Raw genomic sequence first — 23,475 nt, forward strand, 5'->3', positions numbered from 1 at the left:
GCCCTTACCACAGTTAAGATGGCAGATTCCTCGGAAATTTTTCGAAAAGTATTCATAAAATGCGGCTTTCTTAAGTGACGACAGCAAACCGCGGTGATATAATGTTAGGCAATGTTAACGTATATCCCAGAAGAATACCGGAAGGATGAAACTGATGAATCCACTGGCTGGACAATTGAACGAAAGCATCAAGACAGGCAATGAACATGTGTACGATATGCTCTCGGGTCTTGGCAAAGCAATCTATTTCCCGAAAGAAGGCATCCTGAGCCAATCCGCCGAAGCGACGGCTCATGCCAAGAAATACAATGCAACCATCGGTATCGCGACGGAGAAGGGCATGCCTATGCACCTTGCCGTCATTCAGGATAAGCTGTCCGCTTACAGTCCCAAAGACCTGTACGGCTATGCTCCACCTGCCGGCAAACCGGAGCTGCGCACCGTATGGCGGGAAAAGATGCTGCGCGAGAATCCGTCGCTGGAAGGCAAATCCTTCAGCAACCCTATCGTGACCAATGCCCTGACACACGGGCTTAGTATTGTTGCCGACCTGTTCGCAGAGGAAGGCGATGCGATCATCTATCCGGATAAGAACTGGGAGAATTACGAACTGACCTTCGGCATCCGCCGTCTCAGCGAAATCGTCAATTATCCGCTCTTTACTGAAGATATGAAGTTCAACAGCGAAGGCTTGCTTGATACGCTGCTGGCCCAGAAGGACCGCGGTAAAGCAATCGTGCTGCTAAACTTCCCAAATAATCCTACCGGTTATACACCAGGCCTCGAAGAAGGAGAAGCCATCGTTGCCGCCATTCTCCGCGCGGCTGAGGAAGGCATCAATATCGTCGTCGTCAGCGATGATGCCTATTTCGGACTCTTTTTCGAAAACTCACTCAAGGAATCACTGTTCGGACGTCTTGCCAATCTGCACCCGCGCGTGCTTGCCGTCAAGATTGACGGAGCCACCAAGGAAGAATTCGTATGGGGCTTCCGTGTCGGCTTCATTACTTATGCTTCCGAGGATAAGGATCTATTGGCCGCTCTCGAGCAGAAGACGCTGGGCATTATCCGTGCTACGATTTCCAGCGGGGCGCACCCGTCGCAGACGTTTGTGCTGGATGCCTTGAAATCACCACAGTTCTTAGAGCAGAAGGAAGAGAAGTTCCAGATTATGAAAGGCCGTGCCAACAAAGTGAAGTCGCTGCTGGACAGCGGAAAGTACGGCGATGACGTCTGGACCTATTATCCATTCAATTCCGGTTATTTCATGTGCCTGAAGCTGCACACTGTGTCAGCTGAAGACCTGCGGCTCCATCTGATCCATCAATATGGTCTGGGCACCATTGCCCTGGGCGAGACCGATCTGCGCGTAGCCTTCTCCTGTATAGAAGAAGAACAGCTTGAGGATCTGTTTGATCTGGTATATGCAGGCATCCGTGACTTGGAAAAAGCCGAATAACGAATTAGAGTACAGCGAACAGCTCCGGGATAACCGGAGCTGTTTTTTTGACGCCTCTCACGGCATTGGCCTATACACGTTCTTCCCCCGGCACATACAATACGATGTACACAAGTACAACAACACATTCGAAAGGGGAATGAACATGAGCGAAGAAGTAAGAGGCGGATACGGATACCCTGGATTTACAAGCACTGGTGCAATTCTTGTTCTCTTTATCCTGCTGGTTATCATCAGCCGTTCACTCTTTGTCTAACCGGGAATGATGATCCCGGGAGGGAGCCCCGGCTCTCTCCCCTCTCCCGTGTTACACGCCATTCCCTATCAGGCGGAAGCTATGAGGGTCTGTGATACTTCTTGATATACAGCAAAGAGGCCTTAAGGAGAGCCAGTGCTCTTCTTAAGGCCTTCTGCTGTTATAAATTATTCCCTTCCAACCATAAACTGCTCTACTAATTCCTGTACCGTTTCCTTACCCTGACCCCCAGATACCCAACAATCTTCAGTTGCCCTGCATACACTATACATGTTATAGTCCGATTCATCTTTTTGCTTGATATCTGCCAAAGTATTATCTAAATTGTGCCAGGCTTCGTCTTTAAGAAAGAATATAGCCGTGAAAAATCCCCCCACACCTGCGGAGATTAATTCCTTATGCAGCTGATCAATCATTAACGCGGCAGCTTTCTTGTCCAATGCTCCACTATACTGAATAAATACATCTATCCCTGCCGTATATGGGTAATCCCTTACCTCAGTGAAAGAGTCATACTTACTATCTGGTAAAGAGCCAAATGGGCCCAGGAAGTACTCCATGTCCAGTTTAGTCTGCTGTTTCCAGATACTCCCCACCCGGTCTTTAACAATTACCGAAAGTTTATCTGCCATTATATAATTGATATACCCATCCTCGATGACATTTTCTTTTTCCCAGAACTCTACAGCAAAGGACTTGGCAGAATCCTTATCTGGGTAGGCTATAGCTTTCAGTCCAGCCTTATCTCCGCCAGTCAAAGCCCCTATACGATAATATTTTAACAGTTCTACATTTTCTAACGTGAAGTCTTCTGAATACTTATTCTCTAAATAAGCCTCCATCTTCTTGGCCCGCGGATCACTTGAAAAGTCCTTATTGCCGATACTGCACGATGATACTACGAAAGCTGCTAGCGCAACTAAGAGTGAGAGAGAAGTCTTCCTAACCATGTAGTCTGCTTTCCTCCTAAAATGAGTTACTTTGGTCCAATTAATCTGCTTTCTCTTCCTTAGGCTGTAAACCACATACATATTATCATATTGCTGAGGAAATATTCCATATATATTACCAAATAAATACAGAAGCCTATAACCGGTTCAGCCATATCACTTCGATTGAACTTCTTGATCTATAGTAAAGAGGCCTTAAGGAGAGCTCATGCTCTTCTCAAGGCCTCTTTGCTGTTATAAATCGTCGTCCGGATCCAATGCTTTGCGCTTCATATAGACCTTGAAGAAATAAGCCAGCAGCGCACCGGCCAGTAAGCTGCCGATTGCCGGCAGCGGACGTTCTCCCAGAGTTAATAGGAAAGGCCATCCTAATACCAGTACCAGGACCAGCTGAGTACGGAAAATAAATTGTGTTGTGTTGTCCCCCTTGCTGCCTGCAGGCAGCGGATACACGGTCAGCCAGAACGACTCACTGTGCAGTTTACGCAGTGCCGACAGCTGAACGCCGATAAGGAACAGGAAGAGCAAATAGATGCCGCTGCCGGTATAGCTCGCGCGGTTCCACCAGACCAGCAGCAGCGCCAGCACAGCCATCCGCATGACAATGCCGAAGATATCGCCCCTGGCAAAGCTCTTAGTCAGCAAAAAGCGGTATGCGCTGTCCCGGCGCCAGGCGATGCCGCTGCCCCAGCGGGACAGATAGCGCCGGCCGTAGACCCGCTGCTCACGCCCCGGAACATCCACGAACCAGCCGAGCATCATCAGAGCTCTTGTCCCCTGATTCCGCTCTGTAGCGATCAGCCGCTCCCAGGGAACGCCATGACGGTTCGGAACGCTGAGCGCTGCCAGATAAGCTGCCGCCAGAATAACGATAAAGATTAATGCCTGCAGCGACGGTTGCCACAGCCATGCAGCGATCATCAGCCCGAGGGCCGACCAGCGCAGCAGTCTAAGCCCAGCCGAAGCAGGACGCGAGAGCATCGCGATTTCCCGCCATAGCCCGTAGCTCGACAGCAACTTCACCGCAATCAGCACCACGGCTGTATGCAGCAGCTGCTTCGGAGATTCGTCCGTACGTATGTACAAAGGCCAGAGTGTAATGAGGATAAAAGCCAACCGCAGAATTTTCCATACATTCCCGCTCACCCAGGCCGGAGCGAAGTACTCTCTCATCCGGTGGCCCTGCGGGAGCAGAAAGACCGTATCCGGGCTCTGCAGATAGGTCCGGAAGCTGCTGTGCACTGCTGCAGGCAGCAGCAGAATCAGCATAATCCAGCGGATCGGCAGATCTGCCGGGGTGTCGCGGAGCAGTGCGGTGTACCAGGCGGAGAAGACTATCAGCACCAGCAGCAGCAGCATCGCTACACCGCTCTTAATGACATAGCCTACATACGGGAGCATGCTTCCCATGAACCGGCTGCGCCGCTGCCGGCGCAGCTCTTTCAAATCCATATCATTTCCCTCCCTGCACCAGTTCGTAGAACAGCTGCTCCAGGTTAAGGCCGCGAAGTCCGGCGGCTTCGGTCATTTCCGTAAGCGTACCCTGGGCAATGACCTTGCCGCGGTGCAGCACAATGAAGCGGTCGCAATAATTCTCGATGGTAGAAAGAATATGAGAGCTAAGCAGGATGGAAGCCCCTGATTTCTTCAGATCCAGCATGAAATCGAGCAGGGAACGGATACCTAGCGGATCAAGTCCCAAAAAAGGCTCATCAATAACATAGAGCGCCGGCCGTGCCACGAAGGCACACATAATCATGACCTTCTGCTTCATGCCCTTGGACAAGTGGGAGGACAATGTATCCATCTTGTCCTCCATATTGAACAGTGCCGCCAGCTGACCGGTGCGCGATTCATAATCGCTGCGATCCACGCCATAAGCCCTGGCCGTAAATTCGACATGCTCCCGTACCGTCATTTCTTCATATAACAGAGGCGATTCCGGCACGAATGTCAGCGCACTGTGATACCCTTCCGGGTCGCTGCTCCGGGTCTTGCCCTGTACGGTAATTTCACCTTTGTGGGGCGACATCAGCCCCAGAATATGCTTCATGGTCGTACTTTTGCCCGCTCCATTGAGTCCGATCAGTCCAACCATTTCACCGGGCTGTACCTGAAGGCCGATATCATGAAGCACCGGCTTGTTGAGACTATATCCTCCGCTTAAGCCCGTAATTTGCAGTACGGGGGCAGTATTCATTGACCGTCACCTCTCGGGGTTTTGTCCTTGAGCCATTTCGGAGCTCCCTTATTCTTACGGTTCTTCTCACGCTCGCTACTGCTGCTGCGTGCTTTGCCCGCCGGAGCGGCCGGGCTGCGTCCGCCTGCGGCTTGGCCTGTACCGTGATGCGGCTCACGCCGTACCTCTCCGCCGGCACTTGGGCTGCCTGCCAGTCCCTGACGCGCTGCCGCCGGTCTGGCACCTGCAGCATCCGGCTGCACAGCTGCCGTCCGCACCGGCTTGCTGCTGCCCGGTGCAGCACTTTCCCGGTGCGGTGCGTCAGATCCGCCGCTTCCTCGGCTGCCGCTTGCAGGTCTGCGGACTTCATCCGCCGGCCGCACCTTGCCGGCGGACATCGCCCGCTCATCCAGCTGGATGTCCAGCTCACGGGCAAACTTGCGCATGATGAAGGTCTGCTGCTCGGTAACAATCGTAACCGACAGGCCGCGCTTGCCCATGCGTCCCGTACGTCCGGCCCGGTGCACATAGTGCTCGGAATCAAATGCCGGGTCGTAGCTGACCACAAGTGTCAGATTCTCAATATCCAGACCCCGGGCTGCTACATCGCTGGCTACCAGCACCCGGAACTTCCCGCTCTTGAACTTAGCCAGCACATTACTGCGCGTAACCTTGTCGGCATCACCATAGAGCGCCGCTGCGCTCAGGCCGAGATGGTTCAGCTTCGCCTGTACTTCGGCTATGTCCTCAGTGGCGTTAACGAACACAATGGCCCGTTCCGGGTTGTAGTGGCGGATGACACGGCGCAGCATATCCATCTTGTTCCGCTCCTCGGCCACCACGTAATGATGCTCCAGTGACTGCGCGGTCATAACCCCCGGATCAATTCCGACTTCAGCCGGATTTTTCATCTCCCGGGCAGCCAAAGCTTTGGTTTCCGGCCCGATGGTTGCCGACAGCATGATGAGCTGGCGTGTGCGCAAGGCGCTGCTGACGATCTTGGCTACCTCGCCTGCTCCGCTAAGCTGGAACATCTGGTCCGCCTCATCGATGACAATCGTGGTGACTTCGTGCATTTTCAGCTTGCGCAGGCCAATCAGCTCCCGGATGCGGCCCGGGGTGCCGACGACAAGCTGCGGGTGTTCACGCAGCTTGTCGATCTGGCGTTTAATTGCAGCACCGCCGATCAGTCCCATCACCTTGATGCCGCGGTGATCTCCGTACCGCTCCGCCTCGCGGAGAATTTGCATGGCCAGTTCCTGGGTTGGGGCCAGCACCAGCTTCTGCACCACTCTCTGCTCCGGATTAATCCCTTGAAGCAGCGGCAGCAGGTATGCCAAAGTCTTGCCTGTTCCTGTCTGGGAAGCGGCCAGCACATCCCTTCCCTCCAGCAGAAGCGGGATCGTCTGCTCCTGAACAGGGGATGGGGCGGTAATGCCGAATTCCGACAATCTGGCAACAAGGTCTTCCTGGATGCCGATGGCCGCAAAAGATGCGTTAGTCATAATTGTATTTCATCCTTTTCGCTTGAGTTAATATCATCATTATATGCCAAAAAGGCCTCTCCACCAAATGGAAGGCCGTATCTTTAGAGTAGGGCTGATATCCGCTTAGCTCAGCCTGCAGAAAAGAGGATGATCCGCCGGATAACAACGGGCCTCTTCTTCCCTGCACATCTATCTACGGTTCATTGCGTTATAAGTCAGCTTATCCGCCAGACGGGGGAATAAGGCGTACAGGCGGATACCGAAAGCAGCAAGCCCCGGAAGATCCACTTCTTCTTTGCCCTTCTCCATCAGCTTCACGATCTTGGCGGAGACATGCTGCGGAGTCATCATCATTCTGGCTACACTCTTCTCGTAGTTGCCGGAAGGATCTGCCGTTTTGAAGAAATCGGTGGCAATCGGTCCCGGATTGACAGCTGATACGATAATGCCGCTCTTGCGAAGCTCCTGGCGCAGGGCATTCGTAAAGCCCAGTACCGCATGTTTGGTAGCCGTATAGGCAACCGCCCGGGCTGTGCCGATTTTGCCGGCCATGGAGGCCACGTTCACAATCTGGCCGCTCCCCCGCTGAAGCATATGCGGAACAACAGCTTTGGTGCAGCGGACGATCCCCATATAGTTGACGTCCATCATATCGGCAAATTCCTGCGGCTCCATCTCGGTAAATCCGGCAAATTTGCCGTAACCGGCGTTGTTCAGCAGGATATCGATTCTGTCGTAAACGTCAAGAATTTCAGCGAACACCCGCTCAACCTCGGCCTCATTTGTAACATCGCAGGTGTACAGTCCAAAAACGCCCGGAATACCGGCCGCCGTTTCTTTCAGCTTATCTTCCGAACGGGCCAGCAAAATGGGAACAGCCCCCCGCTTGCTGAGCATCTGCGCCGTGATTGCACCGATCCCGCTCGAAGCTCCTGTAATAACCACAATTTTGTCTTTAAGTTGCATGAATATCCATCAGCTCCTAATGATCACCCTAAGAAATCATCACTTGAATATCCAGTTCCCCGATCCCTTCCATCAGAAGCGGAATGCTCAGTGCTCTGCGAGGAAATACCGACATGCTTTCGAGCTTCATCAGCTTCGGCGGGGTAATGTCCACGGATACTCCCTGATTGGATAGAATCGTACTGGCATTGCCGCTGATCATATTGCCCAGCTCTGATATTGCGCTCTGCCCCATTTCATCCATCTCTGCAATCGGATAGCCGCCCATCATTGCCGATACGATCTTGAGTGCCACCTGTTCAGCGATTCCAAAGACGATATCTCCGCTTAACTGACCTGTCATTCCCACTTGAATCCATATATGATTATCGATCAGTTCAATATCCTTAATTCCCAGATTACCGGTGGATGGCGAGACTTGAATCACCTGCTCAATTACAATTCGTGCAGACTCTAGAAACGGATTAATTACTTCTGCTTTCATGAAAGTGCTGTCCCCCCTCTACCAGGCTTTAGTCATATACCAAAAGTCCTAAGTAATAATGTTTTATTATACTTCATATATCGGCATTATTCACCAAAAATTAATGGTCTTGTCGAATGAATTCTCAAGATAGTTTTTGCGGTAACATTGCCCTGCACGTTGTAATCTCCTATAATTTAATCAAATACCAACATTCCGCGTAATATACACCTGATTATTCCGCCAAAGCAAGCTCTGAAACCCTGCATATTGCGGCGGTTCAGCACGGCTTCGAATAAGGAGAAAACAAGAAAAAAGTCTTATTTTCCTAAGTAAAAGTCAGACTCAGCCATCCTGTGAAAACGCCCGGTTTTCACATTATACAAATAACCAGCGACACGATTCGGTAGGCCAAAGGGGGCAAGTCCATGAACATTAGCCAGCTGGAGACACTGATCACGATCTCCAAAACCATGAGCTTTCGCAAGGCAGGCGAACTGCTTAATCTGACCCAGCCGGCAGTTTCGGCACAAATCAAAAGCCTTGAGGAAGAGTTCAAAACGCAGCTCGTTGACCGGAACCAGCCGGTTACCTTAACAGACAGAGGCAAAGTGTTCCTTACGCATGCGGAGCAGATTGTAAGTATTGTGGAGGAATTGAAGCAGCGTCTGGCCGATTTGGAGGAGAATCCCCAGGGGCATATCATTCTTGGTACAACAACCTCCATTGCCATTCAGATTCTGCCGCGCATCCTGTCTTATTTCCAGGACCAGTTCCCGCATATCAAAACTTCGATTTCATCGATGTCCTCATCGCAGATTTATCAGCATGTGGAGAACGGCCTGGTGGATGTCGGCATCGGCTATCTGATCGGGCAAAGTCCGGGGATGACTACCTCAGTCCTTTATTACGACACCTTTGAACTGGTGGTATCACCTAGGCATCCGCTGGCCCAAGTCAAATCTGCAGGCATTGAAGCCCTCGGCAAAACACCGCTCATTCTGCTGTCGCCGGACACCGTCGGCCGCAAATTTGTCGATGAGGTGCTCGCTAAGCACGGCATCCAGCCGCAGGTGATCATGGAGCTGACGAGCAGTGAGGAAGTCAAGCGGATGGTCGAGCTGGATCTTGGCGCAGCCGTAATTTCCAAACAGTCTGTTACAGCTGAAGTCCGGAGCGGCACACTCAAAATCGTCCCGATTATCGAGCTCGAGGTCACGCATCCTGTCGGGGTCATTACCAAATCAGGCAAATATGTCAATTCCGCCATGCGGCAGTTCCTGAGCGATCTGAAAGGCATGCCGGAGACCCAGTTTATCGGTTCTGAGTAAACAGCATCATTTGCTGCTATCGTACACACACTATGGCCAAAGGAGATGTTTCACTCATGAAGTTTGATCTGCATACCCATCATTTCCGCTGCGGCCATGCCGACGGAAGCATCCGGGATTATATAGAGGCGGGTATCGCCGCCGGTCTTAGTGTCATTGGTATTTCCGATCACACGCCTTATTTTGCCAGCCCATCCGAGCAGGCATTTCCCCGCATCGCAATGGCCAAATCCGAAATAGCGAATTACGTAGATGAAGTATTGTCTCTGCAAAAAGAATATGCCGGCACCATTGATGTTCTGCTTGGCATCGAATCAGACTATTTCCCCCAGCACGCTGAACTGTACCGGACCACGCTGGCCGCCTATCCCTTTGACTATATCATTGGTTCGGTACATAACGTCGAGGGTGACAGCATCTTCAACAAGAGCCGCTGGAAAAAGCTCGGGCCGAAGCAAATGCACGCGGTCAAAGCAGAGTATTACCGGCTGATCACCGAATCCGCCCGCAGCGGCATGTTCCAGATTCTCGGCCACATTGATGCCATGAAGGGGAACTATCCGAACTTCTCGCAGATCCCGGCAGCCGCTGAGATTGACGAATGCCTCCGCGTCATCGGCGAATGCGGTGTAGCGATTGAGATCAACACCTCAGGCGGTACCAAGCTGTGCGGCGGCTGGTATCCGTCCGATGATATTCTGGAGCGCGCCCTGCACTTCGGTGTAGAGGTCACCTTCGGCTCCGATGCACATAAGCCTTCCCGGGTCGCGGATCAGCAGGTGGCTGTGGCCGCCCGTCTCAAGGAAATCGGGTTTACACACTGGGTGTACTTCAAGCATAAAGAGAAACAGACCGTAGCACTATAGATGGAAGTAACAAAAAGCCTCCGCCTGCAGGAACTTGCAGACGGAGGCTTTGTTAGAGAGCAGACCCTCCATTTAACATGGCGGCCGTAAACCATTGCGGTGCTTATTGTTATTTCTGTAGATTATCGCAGGTAAAGCCCTGCTGCGGGAGTGTCCGCCCGGCGTCGCCGTACTGCGGATTCATGGCATAGAAATGGGCGATCGTGGCACTCCAGTCCCGCTCCGTCAGGCCCAGGTCTTTAAGGTACTCCCGGTATGCATTGTTGTATTCCTGGATACTCCCCCGCAGGTCCGGATTGTAGGACTCCTCATGATACACCGCCTCCAGCGGAAGACGCGGCTTCTTGGGCAGCTCTTCACCAGGGTATCCAACGCACAGGCCGACTACCGGAAATACATACTCCGGCAGCTGCAGAAGCTCAATCACGCCGGCCGTATTGCGGCGGATTCCGCCGATGGGAATGATACCGAGGCCCAGGGATTCGGCAGCGGCAACCGCACTCTCCAGCGCGATTCCCACATCCACTGCCCCGACGAGCAGCGCATCCACATCACCGGCTGACTCGAACGGCTGCCCCTCCAGCTCGCCGGCTAATTTAGTACGGTAAAAATCCATACAGAACACTAAAAATACCGGTGCATCAGCCACGTGCTTCTGATTCCCGCTCAGCACAGACAGCTGTTCCTTTCGCTGCTCATTCTGCACGGCAATAACCGTTACCTGCTGCCCGTTGACCCAGGATGGGGCCGATTGCGCAGCTTCAATAATCAGCCTTAGCTTATCCGCTTCCACCGGCCGCTGCTCATATTTGCGGAACGAACGGTGATTGTTCAAGGTCTTCAGCACTTCATTCAAAGTATAATTACCTCCCGAAAGTGAATAAACGTACAACATCTCCATTTATCATACCCCAATGAACTCGGGCACCGCCAGTCTCCGGGGATATACGCAAAAAAAATGGACCCGATTCCTCGGGTCCCAGCAGCAGTTATATTTTCAAAAGGGGGTCATGTACTTAGTTTAACCGGACACTGTTAGAGTTTGATAACGGCTTTATTTCAATTGTGTAACAAAGTGAATACTTTCATTACATCACCCGAGCCATCAGCCATCGGCAGGATACGCTCCAGCGCCAGCCCGTTTTTGAGCATGACCCCTTCGCTTCTCAGGTTGTCGCCACGGCAGCGTCCCTCCACCTTAGCCAGTCCAAGCTCCTGCCGTGCATAGCTCAGCAGCAGTCCGACTGCTTCTGTAGCGAGCCCCGCTCCCCAGCAGTCGGGATGCAGCATATAGCCGAGCACGGCTTTACCCTCATGCCGGTTCCAGTTCTGCAGGGAGACTGTTCCAATCAGCTCCTCCCCGCCTCTTGGATAGATGCCGGCATGCAATGCGCACGGATCATATGCATAGATCATCCGGTGCACCAGTTTGTCCAGCACCGCCTTCTGGGAGCCCGCTCCGCAGCGCAGCACAATATGCGGCTGTACCTCCGGGTGCGAGAGAAGGTCCAGCAGCCTGCCGGCTTCGGCGGGCTGCATCGGCCTCAGTTCAACCGCTGCTCCTTGTTGGGCGATCAATGATATGGATTCGTAAGTAATCATATTTTCCCCTCTTCTCTGCAGCTGATGGTTGAAGTCCCTGAGTCCATTCCTTTATTAAGCAGCTGACAGTGGATATGCTGTCACCCTCCGCTAGGCCCGGCGCAGGGTGAACACGGTCAGCTCCGGCCTGCACAGCAGCCTGAAAGGCATATAGGTTTCGCCGAAACCTCTGTTCACATAAACCGGCATTGCTTTTTTCGCGGTGTAATATAATCCGTTTATGTATTTCTGCGAGCCGTAAGGCGTGTATGCTGCTCCGACAAAAGGCAGGCGGATCTGGCCGCCATGGCTGTGCCCGGACAATTGCAGATGGAAGGGGTAGCTTTCGGCAGTATCCGCATAATCCGGCTCATGCATAAGCAGCACCGTAAACGTGTCATCCGGTATACCTTTCAGCGCAGCTTCAGGATCAGGAGCGCTCTTCAGCATGTCTTCCAGGCCCGCAACTGCGATCCTCGCGCCGCCCTGCCGGATCAGAAAGGACTGATTCCTGAGCACGACAAAACCGGCGGATTGCAATAAGCGGGTTAACAGCTCGGTGTTTTTATAATCATGATTGCCAAAAATCGCGTATTTGCCCAGCGGAGCCGTCAACTCTGCAAGCACAGCTACGGAATCCTCCAGGTCTTCGGCATTACTGTCCACAATATCCCCGGTGAAGCAGATGATGTCCGGCTGTACTTCCTTAATATGCTTTACGAGTCGCCTCACATCATGTGCATCCTTATTGAAGCCCAGATGAGCATCGCTGAAATGCACCAGCCGGATCCCGGAAAAAGCGGAAGGAAGCTGCTTCAGGGCCAGCTCCAGCTTCGTAACCTCAAGCCAGTTGGGCTCTCCCTGCCAGACATAACCGCTTGTAAGCAGCCCTGCACCAAACACTGTGGCCGCTCCCCTGGCCAGGAACTGGCGGCGGGTTATTTTGCGTCCCTTTTCCGGTACAGGAGCGCTATAACGGCCGCTTCCGTCTGCCGGATTTGTTTCATGATTGGGAGAAGTCCCGGGCGATCCTGTATTCATAGGGAGATTCTCCTTTCTAAACTTGATTATTAGTTTGTTGGATCAGACTGTGCTGACTTCTCCTTCTCTTTCTCTTCCTCCATCTCTTCCTCTACCTCCTCCGCCTTTTTTTCGACGGCATCCTCTATATCCACCTCAATCGCTGCCTCAATTTCTTCCTCCGTGCCCGAACCGAGGATTTTGCGGAACAATCCCAGCATGGACAGGGCATAAGCTACCGTAATGAAGCTGAAGCTGATCTGCATAACGACCACCAGCCGCGAGGTATTATCCGTCGGAGCCACATCCCCGTACCCCACAGTTGTAAAGGTAGCCACACTAAAGTATAGGAAGGTAATCAGCTGGCTGAGCAGATCATCACCAAGCCCATGGCCTTGAAAGGAGGACTGTCCAAACAGCTTATATATGGATGTATATACAACCGTAAAAAAAGTAATGCAGGTAAAGGCAGCGATGCTGATGCGGACCAGCGTTTGCTGCATTCTCACTTCTTTGCTGTTCGACTGCTTAATTTCATGGAAGATAAACAGGATATAGAACAGCACAGAGGCCAGTACAAAAAGTAAAATCAGCCCCCGCAGCCCGCGGTTGCCCGGCACAATCGCCCCGAGGTCAATCCAGTTCAGCAAATCCTCGACCGAAATCAGCACATAAATCAGGATTGGCGCGAGCAGCACCGCTTTGCCCATCCAGCTCAGCTTCATCCGGTAAAACCACAACGACAGCAGGGTAATAATTACAGCTGCATTGAAGGTCCATATCCAAAAGTCCATGGCTTTAAACTCCTGTCCGTGTGGCCTGCGGGCTCACTTCTCATTCTCTCCGTTAGTCCCGCCGCTCGTTATACGGACTTTTCCGGGCGGGGGGTCACGGTGATCCGGCATTCTTCCTCAGGTGTCTCCTGATACGCGCGAGCAATACCTTTATCCGCAATCTCCCTTTGGCTGACCCGGCGAAGCTTGAAGGCTACTTCAACCTCCCGGGTGAACGGGAAGGGTTCAAGCAGCAGTGTAGATGCATCCTGCCATTCTGCCGTAATTATCCGTCCTGAGGTAAAGCTGAAATCCTCGCTGCCCGAAAAACCGTCTGTCCACCAGGGATGCTCCTCGGATTTGGGACTCCCCGGCTCATTCAGTCCCAGATACAGCGACAGATCGTCACAGAACTGCAGCAGTCTGGCGTCGTAGTAGAGCTCTGCCTCGCCAATCGGATCAGCGTTCTGTTCCAGCTCCCGGTGAATGCGCGCTCTGCGCTCCGCTTCATCCTTCAGATAGTTGTTCAACTCCGGATTTTCCTCGCCCGATACCTCAATCAGCCGTTCGAAATGCAGGCTGCATAGCAGGGCGCCATACAGAGTATCTGCTTCTATCTCATTAAGGCCGCGTCTATAGAACGTGAGTTTCGGCACAACCGGAAAATCTATGAAGCTGTACGGGGCACCTTCCGCATCATTCCAGAAAGGCGTTTCGTCCAGATCGATCCAGCCCCGGTCATGATTGCTGATTGCCCTCAGCACTTCCGCCCGGCGTCTGGGTACCGGCACTTGCTCTTCCTTGAAGCTTGCTGCAAATTCTCCGGCCAGACGCCCGTGCTCATGCTGTTTAATCATTACAAATGCTCCGTCCTGCTCCCGACAAATCACCGTAATTCCTCCTTGATTCTCCATGGCCTGAAAGCCGCTTTAGCTACGGAGATTATAACATATCCATCTATAATTGTTTAAGTTTGGCTTTTCCGGACTGTTCCTATGTATTCACGGAATTGTATACCATGTACCCATTTCTCCGGCCAAAAGAAACACATTGCTTTAATAATATCATCCCATGCAAAAAGCCGCCCCCTGCGGCAAAATATGCCTTGAGGGACGGCCCGTAACTGATTTAGAGTATGAATGCTGCGTTACACACCCAGCCAGCGTTTGAACATATGCTTGGTGGTCTGTTTGTTGATTTCAGCGATAGAAGTGGTGAGCGGAATGCCCTTCGGACAAGCACGTACGCAGTTCTGCGAGTTGCCGCAGCCGTCGATGCCGCCATCCTCCATCAGAGCCTCCAGGCGTTCGTCGGCGTTCATTTCGCCCGTAGGATGGGCATTGAACAGGCGTACCTGGGAGATGGCTGCCGGACCGATGAAATTTGTCTTTTCATTAACATTCGGGCAAGCCTCCAGACAGACGCCGCAGGTCATGCATTTGGACAATTCGTAAGCCCATTGGCGTTTCTTCTCCGCCATCCGCGGACCGGGACCCAGATCATACGTACCGTCAATCGGAATCCATGCTTTGACACGCTTGAGCGCACTAAACATCCGGCTGCGGTCGATCACAAGGTCACGCACTACAGGGAACGTCTTCATGGGTTCAATCCGCACCGGCTGCTCTAGATTATCGATCAGCGCCGCGCAGGCCTGGCGCGGCTTGCCGTTGATTACCATTGAGCAGGCGCCGCACACTTCCTCCAGACAGTTGGAGTCCCAGCAGACCGGAACTGTACTGTCGCCCGTAGCGTTGACCGGATTACGCTGGATTTCCATCAGGGCGCTGATTACATTCATTCCCGGCCGGTAGGCCAGTTCAAATTCCTCGGTATAGGGCGAGCTCTCCGGTTCGTCCTGGCGGGTAATGATAAACTTTACGTTTTTGGGAGCTGCAACAGTTTCCGCCATATCGGTTACCTCCTAAAAGTTTTGTGAGCAAAGCTTCTCCGACTATCCTTCGTTCAAAACTCGCTTCGGAAGCATACGCTAAGTTTTGTGAGCGTTACTCCTCTGGTTTTCCTTCGTACAAAACTCGCTTCGGAAGCATAGATTAAAGTTTTTAACGTATGATGATCTTCCGATTTGGGTGCTAATTGCACTTCATACAACTAAAACCGGGGGTTAAAATTCATTTCACGATTTAACTGCACTTTGTACATTTATATACTACGAAATAGCTAAATTCCGTCTATCCGGGAGATTTTAACTGTAAAGAATACAATTATTCGTCTCCCGTGCCTCCGTCGGGCTGAAATAGCTGCACGATATACACTTATACGTAGATTTCTGCCGCCAGTATATGCCGGCCATCCGGCACTGTACCATTTTTATATATTCACGGAGCTTCTTAGTCCTTCGAGTAGTCGCGTACCCGCGGAGGAATCAGCGAGACATCGACCTCTTCATAGGAGATTTCCGGGCCATTCGGGGTCCAGGTCGCTTTAGTTGTCTTGAGGAATTCCTCGTCATTCCGCTTCGGGAACTCCGGTTTGTAATGGGCTCCACGGCTCTCATTCCGCAGCAGCGCGCCAAGCGTCATCGCCTCGGACAGCTCCAGCATATTCCACAGCTGGCGGGTGAAGGCAACGCCCTGGTTATTCCAGCGCGAGGTATCACTCATATTGATTCTGCCGTAGCGCTCTTTGAGTTCCTTGATTTTGCCGATGGTAGCCTCAAGCCTCTTGTTCTCACGCACCACCGTCATGTTCGCGGTCATCCACTCGCCCAGCTCTTTGTGGATCACATATGCATTCTCTGTGCCGGACATCGCCAGCAGAGATTCGTATTTGTCTGTCTGTTTCTTATGGAAGCTGTCGAACACGGTGGACGGGATGTCCTGCACCGACTTCTTCAGTCCCTTAATATATTCCACGGCTTTGGGGCCTGCGACCATCCCGCCGTAAATCGCTGACACCAGCGAGTTCGCGCCGAGCCGGTTTGCGCCGTGATACTGGTATTCACATTCCCCTGCTGCGAACAGTCCGGGGATATTCGTCATCTGGTTATAATCGACCCACATACCGCCCATGGAGTAATGGACAGCCGGGAAGATTTTCATTGGAATCTTGCGGGGATCATCCCCCATGAATTTCTCATAAATCTCGATAATACCGCCAAGCTTGACATCAAGCTCCTTCGGATCCTTATGCGACAGGTCCAGGTAAACCATGTTCTCGCCGTTAATACCGAGCCCCTGGTCCACACACACATTAAAAATCTCCCGGGTAGCGATATCGCGCGGCACCAGATTTCCGTACGACGGATATTTCTCCTCCAGGAAATACCACGGCTTGCCGTCCTTATAGGTCCAGATGCGTCCGCCTTCCCCGCGGGCCGATTCTGACATCAGGCGCAGCTTGTCATCTCCGGGGATTGCCGTCGGATGAATCTGAATGAATTCCCCGTTGGCATAATGCACACCCTGCTGGTATACGGCACTGGCTGCAGTTCCTGTATTAATAACCGAGTTCGTCGTTTTGCCGAAAATAATCCCCGGACCGCCGCTGGCCAGAATCACCGCATCCGCCGGGAAGGTCTGAATTTCCATGGTCTTCAGGTTCTGGGCGCTGATACCGCGGCAGACGCCGGCATCGTCAAGAATCACTGAGAGAAACTCCCAGTTCTCGCTTTTGGTGACCAGCCCTTCCGATTCCCAGCGCCGTACCTGCTCATCCAGCGCATACAGCAGCTGCTGGCCGGTCGTAGCTCCGGCAAACGCTGTACGGTGACGCTTGGTCCCGCCGAACCGGCGGAAGTCGAGCAGCCCCTCCGGGGTGCGGTTGAACATGACGCCCATCCGGTCCATTAGATGGATAATGCCCGGCGCGGCCTCGCACATCGCTTTGACCGGAGGCTGGTTCGCCAGGAAGTCACCGCCGTAGACGGTGTCGTCGAAATGCTCCCAGGGTGAGTCGCCCTCACCCTTGGTATTAACGGCTCCGTTGATGCCGCCTTGTGCGCAGACGGAGTGCGATCTTTTGACAGGGACCAGAGAGAATAGATGAACACGCGCGCCGGATTCCGCCGCCTTGATGGTAGCCATCAGGCCGGCCAGCCCGCCGCCCACGATAATGATATCGGCTGATGCCATGATTGTTCACTCCTAAAGTTTTGTGAGCATATGCTCCTTGATAGGCTTCGTACAAAACTTGCTCCGGAAGCATACGCTAAAGTTTTGTTAGGATATACTTCTTGAATCGGCTTCGTACAAAACTCGCTACGGAAGCATACACTTAAGTTTTGTTAGGATAGCTTCCTGAATTTGCTTCGGCAAAACTGACTTCGGAAGCATTCGCTTAAGTTTTGTCGTACCGCTAATATACAAATGTTTGCTGTGCAGTCCAGCCTCTAAATGGAATGCTGCGGCGGATAAGGACAGCGTGTCAAATTCCACGCCCCGCTTAAGAGAATGACCTGAGGATCTGTGCAGCCGAAGCTGCAGCCTGGAATTCGTTGTCACGGAACGTGAACAGCGACAGCAGGAACATGAAAGTAACAATTACGAAAAGGCCGAGACAGAGTACAGAGGACACTTTTTGCGAACGCGGTCCGACGGTAACTCCCCAGCTGATCAGGAAGGACCAGAGACCGTTGGAGAAATGGAAGCAGGCAGCCACAACACCGACTACATATACGGCTAGCAGCAGCGGCTGGGTTGCGATGTCATGCATTACGCCGCCAAGCTCTTCATGCTCTACATTCCCGACTGCCACCTGGACACGGGTCTGGAACAGATGCCACACGATAAAGATGAAGGTAATAATACCGCTGATGCGCTGCAGCGTATAACGCCAGTTCCGTTCCAGGTTGAAGCGGTTCAGGTTCGGCTTGGATTGATAGGCGATATACAGCCCGTAGACTCCATGGTAGAGCAGTGGAAGCCAAATACCGAACAATTCCAGGAAGAAGACCAGCGGCAGACTGTTCAGCCATAGCACACTGTCGGTGAAACCGGAAGCGCCACCCTCTACTGCCGCGAAATTCGTCATCATATGTTCGATGAAGAAGAATCCGAGCGGGATAACGCCGAGCAAGGAATGAATCTTTCTGGAATAAAATCCTCTCATGCAAAGTGTCCCCTTTCCTAGTTAAAACAGCGTTTTCATTAATGAGCATACACCGCCGGGAGTACAGTTGAAACAGGGGAACGAAGGCCTCAGAAGCTCGCCAAATCTCTATTTTCACCACTATCCATTGTTTTCCCGGACATTGCTCTATTATTCACAATATGTGAATATCTTGTGTCACTTTTCATGTTACTCTTTTTTCGCTTATAAGGGAATTGCAATCTAATTATTAAACGTTATACAATAATTGCATAAGAATATTTTTAATATGATAATAATTCTCATTTAAAGCAAGTATTTCCCCACACAGCAGCCTTTTTTCTATATAAAGCAAACATTCTTTAGTGAATTGGCTATGCCTTTTATCACTTTCATCCATATCCGTTCAAGCGTAAAGTAGCAGCATTACCACAGACTTCCTCAAAGGAGAACTCCGTTATGTTTGATGATTTGGACATTTTCGCCGCGGTCGTGGAGCATTCCAGCCTCAACCGGGCATCGCGCCAGCTCAATCTGTCCCAGCCTGCCCTCTCACGTAAAATCTCCAAGCTGGAGGAGCGCCTTGGCGTTTCATTATTCAACCGCTTCGGCAAACGGCTGGAGCTGACTGAGGTGGGCCGCCTTACCTACACCTATGCCCTGGAGCAGCGGCAGCAGCGTTCCAAATTTCTTGAGGCCCTGTCCAAATTCAAGGAAGGCGAGCCGCAGCTCGTCACACTGGGGGCCAGCCTGACGACGCTTCAGACGACACTGCCTCCGCTTGTGAATGCTTATATGAATAAATATCCGGCGGCGGAGCTGAAGCTGATCACCGGCAAAACGCATGAAATCGTCTCAGCCGTCAATGAGGGCAAATGCGATGTCGGCATCATCGCCTCCTCGATCCAGGAGCCGGGCCTGCGCTGCATTCCATTGTTCGAGGACCAGCTCAGGCTGGTCGCCTCCGAGCATCATCCCCTGACCTTAACCGCGAAGCTGACCATGGAGCATCTGTCCCGGCTGCCGATGATCCTCTTCTCCAAAGGCACCTGGTACCGCCGGATGACGGATGAGCTGTTCCAGCGCTGCGGGGTCGATCCGGACGTGCGGATGGAGATCGACTCCTTCGAAGCGATCGTCCGGCTGCTGCCGACGATCAAGGCTGCTGCACTGCTGCCGAAGTCATATCTTCGTCCGGAGCTGCTGAACGGCGGCGGGCTCGTCTCTCTGCACATCAAGGAGCTGGAGCAGACCCAGCGCACCACCTGCCTGATCTATCAGGGCAGCGGGGGACTAAGTACAGCGGCACGCTGTCTCGTGCAGGTCACGGAGGAAGTATTCCTCGACGGACGCGAATAACACACGCAAATAACACAATCCCCGGCAGGCGTCCATATCAAATATGGATCGGCCCGCCGGGGATTGTTCTTCTGTGCGGCTATTCAGTTAGTTCGGTCGAAGCGGGATTAACGGAACTTGCCTGCGTCAATGGCCGCCTGCTTCTCATCAAGGATTTCCTGATAACCCGCTTCCAGGTAAGTTTTCTTAGCGGCTTCATAGGTTGCGTCAAACTCAGCTACTGGAGCGAGTGCGATCTTCACGTACAATTCCTGGAATAGGGTATCCAGGTCCGTCTTATACTCGTTTACCTTATCAAGTACAACGGTGAACAGTGCATCAGGTGTACGGAATTCCGCCGTCTCATCATAATATTTCACCAAATCATTGGCGAGAGCCTCATAGCCGGCCGGTGCCCAGTTGCGGAGATTGGCCGTACGGGTTTTTGCTTCATCCGGATATTGCGCAATTTCGGTCACAAGGCCCCAATAGTCTTTGTTGTTGTTCTGCGACAGAACGGATTCGCCTTTATAATCCGGATTCTTCAGAGCGATACCTTCTGCATCAAGCGTATAGTTCTCCCCTTCAATACCGTTCTGGAACTTGAACAGATTCTCAGGCTGGCTGAGCCATTCGAGATACATCCAGACTGCAGCACGTTCCTCAGGTGTAGATTCGTAGTTGATCCCCATGATGAAGCCAAACGGCCAGTAAGCGCGTCCCTGAGGCTTCAGGCCTTCCGGAACACCTGCAAAGGGAGGAACTACTGCAAATTCAGCATCCGGGTTGTTCACAAGAGTAGCTGCAAAAACATCCGTATTGTTTGTCAGATAGAATCCGTAGCTGCCTGTTTTGCCGGCAACGAATTCAGATTTAACCTTATTATCATCATTGCGCAGATAGAACTCTTTATCAATGAGGCCGTTATTGTATTGATAGTTCAGATTACGCAGGTAGCGCTCGGTTTCAACGGTGGTCAAATCACCAACGCTAAGATCGGAATAAAGTGCACGGTATTTCGCGTCGACCGGCCAATCGCGGAAGGCGTAGTTATAATTGAAGCTGTGTTGAATCAGGCTTCCGCCGGTCACACCGAGCCCGGCTTCCTTCCATTTCACCAGCATCTCATTGTATTTCTCCAGCGAAGTCAAATCTTCAACCTTCATGCCCACCTTCTCAACCCAGTCCTTACGGATAACGTTGACGAAGTTGTCGGCCTCAGGGCGTGCGGCGAAGAAGAAAATATTTTTGTCGTCAACAACCCCGTATTGCTTAATTGTATCACCCATGTTTTTCCAGTAAGTTGGAGCATATTTCTCAATTTCAGCATAATCGAGCGGCTGCATAACATCTTCGCCGTAATAGGTAAGTGCCTGCGGCATATCGTAATGGAAAATAATATCCGGAGCTTTGTGTGACGCCAGCAGCTGCTCAAAATCGGTTACTTCGCCTTTACGGGTAATTGGCACGTAATTGACTTGAATATTGTACTTATCACCGAATTCCTTCTGAACCCAGCGGGTGTAATAGTTATCGCTTACATTCCAGCCCTCGAAAGCACGCTCATAGACCGGAATATCCAGACTGACCTTTTCCTTAAAGCCCTTTGAAAAGTCGTTAGAGCTTCCTTCGCTCTGATTATTGGCGGCTGCAGTCTCAGCAGGCTTGTTAGACTCCGCATTCTGATTATTATTATTTCCCCCGGAGCATCCGGCCAGCATGCCAGCCGTCATGACAGATGCCATCATTAACGAAACAAAGCTTTTTTTGTTCATCGCGATTCCCCCAATTTTAATTTTCGGACTGAAGAATTACTATTCTGGAACATAAGACTACTCCTTGACTGCTCCGAGCATAACACCCTGAACAAAGTATTTCTGAACAAAGGGGTACACGCAGAGAATAGGCAGAGTGGCAAACACAACGACTGATGCTTTAAGTACTTCCGGATTACTGAGCGATACCTGGGTTGCTTCCAATTGGAAGCTTTCACTTGCCTGAATGACCAGATAATACAGCTTGAGCTGCAGCGGCCGCAGATCCGTTTCATGCTTAATGTAGAACAATGCATCCTGGTAAGCATTCCAGCGTCCAACCGCATAGAAGAGTGCAAGTGTCGCCATAATCGGTTTGGACAACGGGAGGACAATACTAAGCAGGATTCGGAAATGCCCGGCACCGTCGATCCGCGCAGATTCTTCCAGACTTACGGGAATACTGCTCGTTAGAGAAGTCTTCATAATCAGCAGGTTGAAGGCACTGAACGACAACGGTAAAACCAGTGACCATATCGTATCCATCAGTCCCAGATTGTTAATGTTCATATAGTCCGGGATGATACCTCCACTAAAGTACATCGTGAACAGGAAGATGAAGGTGATTACTCTACGGCCTTTAAACTGTGTTCTGGACAGCGGGTACGCGGCGCAGATGGTCAGGACCATCCCCAGTATGGTGAACAACACAGTCACTATAACCGAGATGTACAGTGAACGAAGGATGCTGGCATCTGCAAATATTTTCTTGTACGCTTCTATGGTGATTCCCTCAGGCCAAAGAAAGACCTTGTTGGCAATGACAAAGGAGTCAGAACTCAGGGATTTGGACACGACATGCAGAAACGGCAACAAGCACGCTAGTGAAGCAATAATTAGAACGAGGCGGATCAGCAATTCCCAGATGTCCAAACGCCCTTTACGTGGTGCGGCAGGGTTGCCGGTTGATGCTCTCATGGTTTCTCTCCTTTCTTATAATATTCCATCCTCGCCAAGCTTCTTAGCCACGCGGTCAGCCGTTATTACTAGAATAATACCGATGACGGACTGGAATAGCCCTAGCGCTGTCGCACGGCTGAAATTGCCGCTCTCGATCCCCCAACGGTACACCAGCACCGGTATGGTTGTTGTGAACTCCGTGGTGGCCTTATTCTGCAGAGCGAAGATACGCTCGAATGAGCCCTCCATAACTTTCCCCAGGTTCATAATCAGCAAGGTTACAATGGTCGCACGAATGGAAGGAACGGTAATATTCCATACCTTTCTCCAGCGTCCTGCTCCATCGACGGTAGCCGCTTCATACATCTCCGGGTTAATCCCGCTCATGGCTGCCAAGTAGATGATGGTTCCCCATCCCATACTCTGCCACACACCGATTGCCAGATAGCTGATCAGCCAATGGGTGTCTTCCTGCAGGAACGGAATACGATTTCCGCCCATGAGTTCAATAAAATTGTTAACAACACCGCTTCCCTCACTTAGGAGCTGATAACCGATGGCCCCGATAATGACCCAGGAAAGGAAGTGCGGCAGGTACAGCAGCGTCTGATTTACGCGTTTGAATCTTACACTTTTGACCTCATTCAGCAGGATCGCCAGCGCAATCGGCATCGTAAAGCTGAAGCAGAGATCCAGAATGTTGAGCAGCAGTGTATTGCGGACCGCACGGGCAAAATCAGGTTTGGAGAAGATCTCCTGGAATATCTGAAACCCTACCCACTCACTGCCCCAAAAGCCCCTTGCAATTTTGTAGTCTTTAAAAGCGATTACAAGTCCGGTCATCGGCAGATATTTGAAAACGATTACAAAAGCTAGTGGAAATAGTACGAGTAAATATAGCTGCCAGTCACGCTGCAAATAATACCCGATTCCCTGTTTCTTACTTAATAGAGCTGTATGATTTGTTTTTGAAGCGCTTGCAACTTTCAAAGTTTCACCTCCTACACCAAGTTATCACCTTGCCAGTCAGGTCAACCGGCTCG

23 protein-coding genes are annotated in these 23,475 nt (G+C 51.7%); 5 read left to right on the top strand and 18 right to left on the bottom strand.

The genetic code is table 11. The annotated features are described in order from the left end of the window. Window positions 1-154 precede the first annotated feature (154 nt). A complete protein-coding gene (locus AQR02_RS23715; RefSeq protein ID WP_054942867.1) occupies window positions 155-1,459 on the top strand; it encodes an aminotransferase class I/II-fold pyridoxal phosphate-dependent enzyme in 1,305 nt (434 codons plus the stop codon). A gap of 145 nt (window positions 1,460-1,604) precedes the next feature. Further along, entirely contained in the window at window positions 1,605-1,715 is a 111-nt protein-coding gene (locus AQR02_RS33175) for a hypothetical protein (RefSeq protein WP_020429695.1), read from the top strand. Between the two features lie 167 nt (window positions 1,716-1,882). Here the strand turns inward: AQR02_RS33175 and AQR02_RS23720 are convergent, their stop codons facing one another. From AQR02_RS23720 to AQR02_RS23745, 6 genes are all read right to left on the bottom strand, one after another. Then, window positions 1,883-2,665, bottom strand: a complete 783-nt coding sequence (locus AQR02_RS23720; RefSeq protein WP_054942868.1) for a hypothetical protein — start codon at window positions 2,663-2,665, stop codon at window positions 1,883-1,885. 234 nt (window positions 2,666-2,899) lie between these two features. Next, window positions 2,900-4,117 (bottom strand): ABC transporter permease, encoded by a 1,218-nt coding sequence (locus AQR02_RS23725; protein WP_054942869.1) that lies wholly within the window; start codon window positions 4,115-4,117, stop codon window positions 2,900-2,902. A gap of 1 nt (window position 4,118) precedes the next feature. Next, complete coding sequence (locus AQR02_RS23730; RefSeq protein ID WP_054942870.1) at window positions 4,119-4,865, bottom strand: ABC transporter ATP-binding protein; 747 nt, start codon at window positions 4,863-4,865, stop codon at window positions 4,119-4,121. Continuing rightward, a complete protein-coding gene (locus AQR02_RS23735) occupies window positions 4,862-6,349 on the bottom strand; it encodes a DEAD/DEAH box helicase (protein ID WP_054942871.1) in 1,488 nt (495 codons plus the stop codon). The genes AQR02_RS23730 and AQR02_RS23735 overlap by 4 nt, the downstream gene beginning before the upstream one ends. 171 nt (window positions 6,350-6,520) lie before the next feature. Next, entirely contained in the window at window positions 6,521-7,297 is a 777-nt protein-coding gene (locus tag AQR02_RS23740; protein WP_054942872.1) for an SDR family NAD(P)-dependent oxidoreductase, read from the bottom strand. A gap of 28 nt (window positions 7,298-7,325) precedes the next feature. Next, window positions 7,326-7,781 carry a chemotaxis protein CheX gene (locus AQR02_RS23745; protein WP_054942873.1) on the bottom strand — a complete coding sequence of 152 codons (456 nt, stop codon included), beginning with the start codon at window positions 7,779-7,781 and terminating at the stop codon, window positions 7,326-7,328. Window positions 7,782-8,188: 407 nt separating this feature from the next. Between AQR02_RS23745 and AQR02_RS23750 the strand changes: the two genes are divergently transcribed. Both AQR02_RS23750 and AQR02_RS23755 read left to right on the top strand, forming a co-directional pair. After that, window positions 8,189-9,091 (top strand): LysR family transcriptional regulator, encoded by a 903-nt coding sequence (locus AQR02_RS23750; RefSeq protein ID WP_054942874.1) that lies wholly within the window; start codon window positions 8,189-8,191, stop codon window positions 9,089-9,091. Between the two features lie 56 nt (window positions 9,092-9,147). Next, on the top strand, window positions 9,148-9,957 hold the full coding sequence (locus tag AQR02_RS23755; protein WP_054942875.1) for a histidinol-phosphatase: 810 nt from the start codon (window positions 9,148-9,150) through the stop codon (window positions 9,955-9,957). A 109-nt stretch (window positions 9,958-10,066) separates the two neighbouring features. Here AQR02_RS23755 and AQR02_RS23760 read toward each other — a convergent pair whose 3' ends face one another. The 9 genes from AQR02_RS23760 to AQR02_RS33180 form a co-directional block, all read right to left on the bottom strand. After that, a complete protein-coding gene (locus tag AQR02_RS23760) occupies window positions 10,067-10,804 on the bottom strand; it encodes an NADPH-dependent oxidoreductase (RefSeq protein WP_245237717.1) in 738 nt (245 codons plus the stop codon). 212 nt (window positions 10,805-11,016) lie between these two features. Beyond that, the gene (locus AQR02_RS23765; RefSeq protein ID WP_054942877.1) at window positions 11,017-11,559 is read right to left on the bottom strand and encodes a GNAT family N-acetyltransferase; all 543 of its coding nucleotides are present in this window, start codon (window positions 11,557-11,559) and stop codon (window positions 11,017-11,019) included. A gap of 90 nt (window positions 11,560-11,649) precedes the next feature. Further along, the gene (locus tag AQR02_RS23770; RefSeq protein WP_082452052.1) at window positions 11,650-12,579 is read right to left on the bottom strand and encodes a metallophosphoesterase; all 930 of its coding nucleotides are present in this window, start codon (window positions 12,577-12,579) and stop codon (window positions 11,650-11,652) included. Between the two features lie 29 nt (window positions 12,580-12,608). Continuing rightward, window positions 12,609-13,352, bottom strand: coding sequence for an ion channel (locus AQR02_RS23775; RefSeq protein WP_054942878.1), 744 nt, complete (start codon window positions 13,350-13,352; stop codon window positions 12,609-12,611). 68 nt (window positions 13,353-13,420) lie between these two features. Further along, window positions 13,421-14,221, bottom strand: coding sequence for a DUF3891 family protein (locus AQR02_RS23780; RefSeq protein ID WP_054942879.1), 801 nt, complete (start codon window positions 14,219-14,221; stop codon window positions 13,421-13,423). A 257-nt stretch (window positions 14,222-14,478) separates the two neighbouring features. Then, window positions 14,479-15,243 carry a succinate dehydrogenase iron-sulfur subunit gene (sdhB, locus tag AQR02_RS23785; RefSeq protein WP_054942880.1) on the bottom strand — a complete coding sequence of 255 codons (765 nt, stop codon included), beginning with the start codon at window positions 15,241-15,243 and terminating at the stop codon, window positions 14,479-14,481. A 439-nt stretch (window positions 15,244-15,682) separates the two neighbouring features. After that, the gene (gene sdhA / locus AQR02_RS23790; protein ID WP_054942881.1) at window positions 15,683-17,425 is read right to left on the bottom strand and encodes a succinate dehydrogenase flavoprotein subunit; all 1,743 of its coding nucleotides are present in this window, start codon (window positions 17,423-17,425) and stop codon (window positions 15,683-15,685) included. A 310-nt stretch (window positions 17,426-17,735) separates the two neighbouring features. Further along, window positions 17,736-18,401, bottom strand: a complete 666-nt coding sequence (locus AQR02_RS23795) for a succinate dehydrogenase cytochrome b558 subunit (protein WP_054942882.1) — start codon at window positions 18,399-18,401, stop codon at window positions 17,736-17,738. A 229-nt stretch (window positions 18,402-18,630) separates the two neighbouring features. Further along, a complete protein-coding gene (locus tag AQR02_RS33180) occupies window positions 18,631-18,780 on the bottom strand; it encodes a hypothetical protein (protein WP_209444285.1) in 150 nt (49 codons plus the stop codon). 59 nt (window positions 18,781-18,839) lie between these two features. On the opposite strand from AQR02_RS33180, the gene AQR02_RS23800 reads away from it, so the two are divergent. Then, window positions 18,840-19,739, top strand: a complete 900-nt coding sequence (locus AQR02_RS23800; protein WP_054942883.1) for a LysR family transcriptional regulator — start codon at window positions 18,840-18,842, stop codon at window positions 19,737-19,739. Window positions 19,740-19,846: 107 nt separating this feature from the next. Here the strand turns inward: AQR02_RS23800 and AQR02_RS23805 are convergent, their stop codons facing one another. Genes AQR02_RS23805 through AQR02_RS23815 form a run of 3 tightly spaced genes read right to left on the bottom strand, consistent with a single transcriptional unit; the run spans window position 19,847 to window position 23,422 of the window. After that, a complete protein-coding gene (locus AQR02_RS23805; RefSeq protein WP_054942884.1) occupies window positions 19,847-21,493 on the bottom strand; it encodes a type 2 periplasmic-binding domain-containing protein in 1,647 nt (548 codons plus the stop codon). Between the two features lie 57 nt (window positions 21,494-21,550). Next, complete coding sequence (locus tag AQR02_RS23810; RefSeq protein ID WP_054942885.1) at window positions 21,551-22,450, bottom strand: carbohydrate ABC transporter permease; 900 nt, start codon at window positions 22,448-22,450, stop codon at window positions 21,551-21,553. A gap of 15 nt (window positions 22,451-22,465) precedes the next feature. Next, on the bottom strand, window positions 22,466-23,422 hold the full coding sequence (locus tag AQR02_RS23815; protein ID WP_054942886.1) for an ABC transporter permease: 957 nt from the start codon (window positions 23,420-23,422) through the stop codon (window positions 22,466-22,468). Window positions 23,423-23,475 lie beyond the last annotated feature (53 nt).

It is taken from the genome of Paenibacillus ihuae (genome assembly GCF_001368795.1).
Classification (GTDB): Bacteria; Bacillota; Bacilli; order Paenibacillales; family Paenibacillaceae; genus Paenibacillus_AQ; species Paenibacillus_AQ ihuae.

Bases quoted from the DNA above. Each gene is read 5' to 3' on its own strand.
- AQR02_RS23805 (WP_054942884.1), bottom strand. From the start codon at position 21,493: ATGAACAAAAAAAGCTTTGTTTCGTTAATGATGGCATCTGTCATGACG.
- AQR02_RS23725 (WP_054942869.1), bottom strand. From the start codon at position 4,117: ATGGATTTGAAAGAGCTGCGCCGGCAGCGGCGCAGCCGGTTCATGGGA.
- AQR02_RS23775 (WP_054942878.1), bottom strand. From the start codon at position 13,352: ATGGACTTTTGGATATGGACCTTCAATGCAGCTGTAATTATTACCCTG.
- AQR02_RS23810 (WP_054942885.1), bottom strand. From the start codon at position 22,450: ATGAGAGCATCAACCGGCAACCCTGCCGCACCACGTAAAGGGCGTTTG.
- AQR02_RS23800 (WP_054942883.1), top strand. From the start codon at position 18,840: ATGTTTGATGATTTGGACATTTTCGCCGCGGTCGTGGAGCATTCCAGC.
- AQR02_RS23770 (WP_082452052.1), bottom strand. From the start codon at position 12,579: ATGAATACAGGATCGCCCGGGACTTCTCCCAATCATGAAACAAATCCG.
- AQR02_RS23730 (WP_054942870.1), bottom strand. From the start codon at position 4,865: ATGAATACTGCCCCCGTACTGCAAATTACGGGCTTAAGCGGAGGATAT.
- AQR02_RS23720 (WP_054942868.1), bottom strand. From the start codon at position 2,665: ATGGTTAGGAAGACTTCTCTCTCACTCTTAGTTGCGCTAGCAGCTTTC.
- AQR02_RS23795 (WP_054942882.1), bottom strand. From the start codon at position 18,401: ATGAGAGGATTTTATTCCAGAAAGATTCATTCCTTGCTCGGCGTTATC.
- AQR02_RS23740 (WP_054942872.1), bottom strand. From the start codon at position 7,297: ATGCAACTTAAAGACAAAATTGTGGTTATTACAGGAGCTTCGAGCGGG.
- AQR02_RS23750 (WP_054942874.1), top strand. From the start codon at position 8,189: ATGAACATTAGCCAGCTGGAGACACTGATCACGATCTCCAAAACCATG.
- sdhA (WP_054942881.1), bottom strand. From the start codon at position 17,425: ATGGCATCAGCCGATATCATTATCGTGGGCGGCGGGCTGGCCGGCCTG.
- AQR02_RS33175 (WP_020429695.1), top strand. From the start codon at position 1,605: ATGAGCGAAGAAGTAAGAGGCGGATACGGATACCCTGGATTTACAAGC.
- AQR02_RS23735 (WP_054942871.1), bottom strand. From the start codon at position 6,349: ATGACTAACGCATCTTTTGCGGCCATCGGCATCCAGGAAGACCTTGTT.
- AQR02_RS23755 (WP_054942875.1), top strand. From the start codon at position 9,148: ATGAAGTTTGATCTGCATACCCATCATTTCCGCTGCGGCCATGCCGAC.
- AQR02_RS23745 (WP_054942873.1), bottom strand. From the start codon at position 7,781: ATGAAAGCAGAAGTAATTAATCCGTTTCTAGAGTCTGCACGAATTGTA.
- sdhB (WP_054942880.1), bottom strand. From the start codon at position 15,243: ATGGCGGAAACTGTTGCAGCTCCCAAAAACGTAAAGTTTATCATTACC.
- AQR02_RS33180 (WP_209444285.1), bottom strand. From the start codon at position 18,780: ATGGATGAAAGTGATAAAAGGCATAGCCAATTCACTAAAGAATGTTTG.
- AQR02_RS23765 (WP_054942877.1), bottom strand. From the start codon at position 11,559: ATGATTACTTACGAATCCATATCATTGATCGCCCAACAAGGAGCAGCG.
- AQR02_RS23715 (WP_054942867.1), top strand. From the start codon at position 155: ATGAATCCACTGGCTGGACAATTGAACGAAAGCATCAAGACAGGCAAT.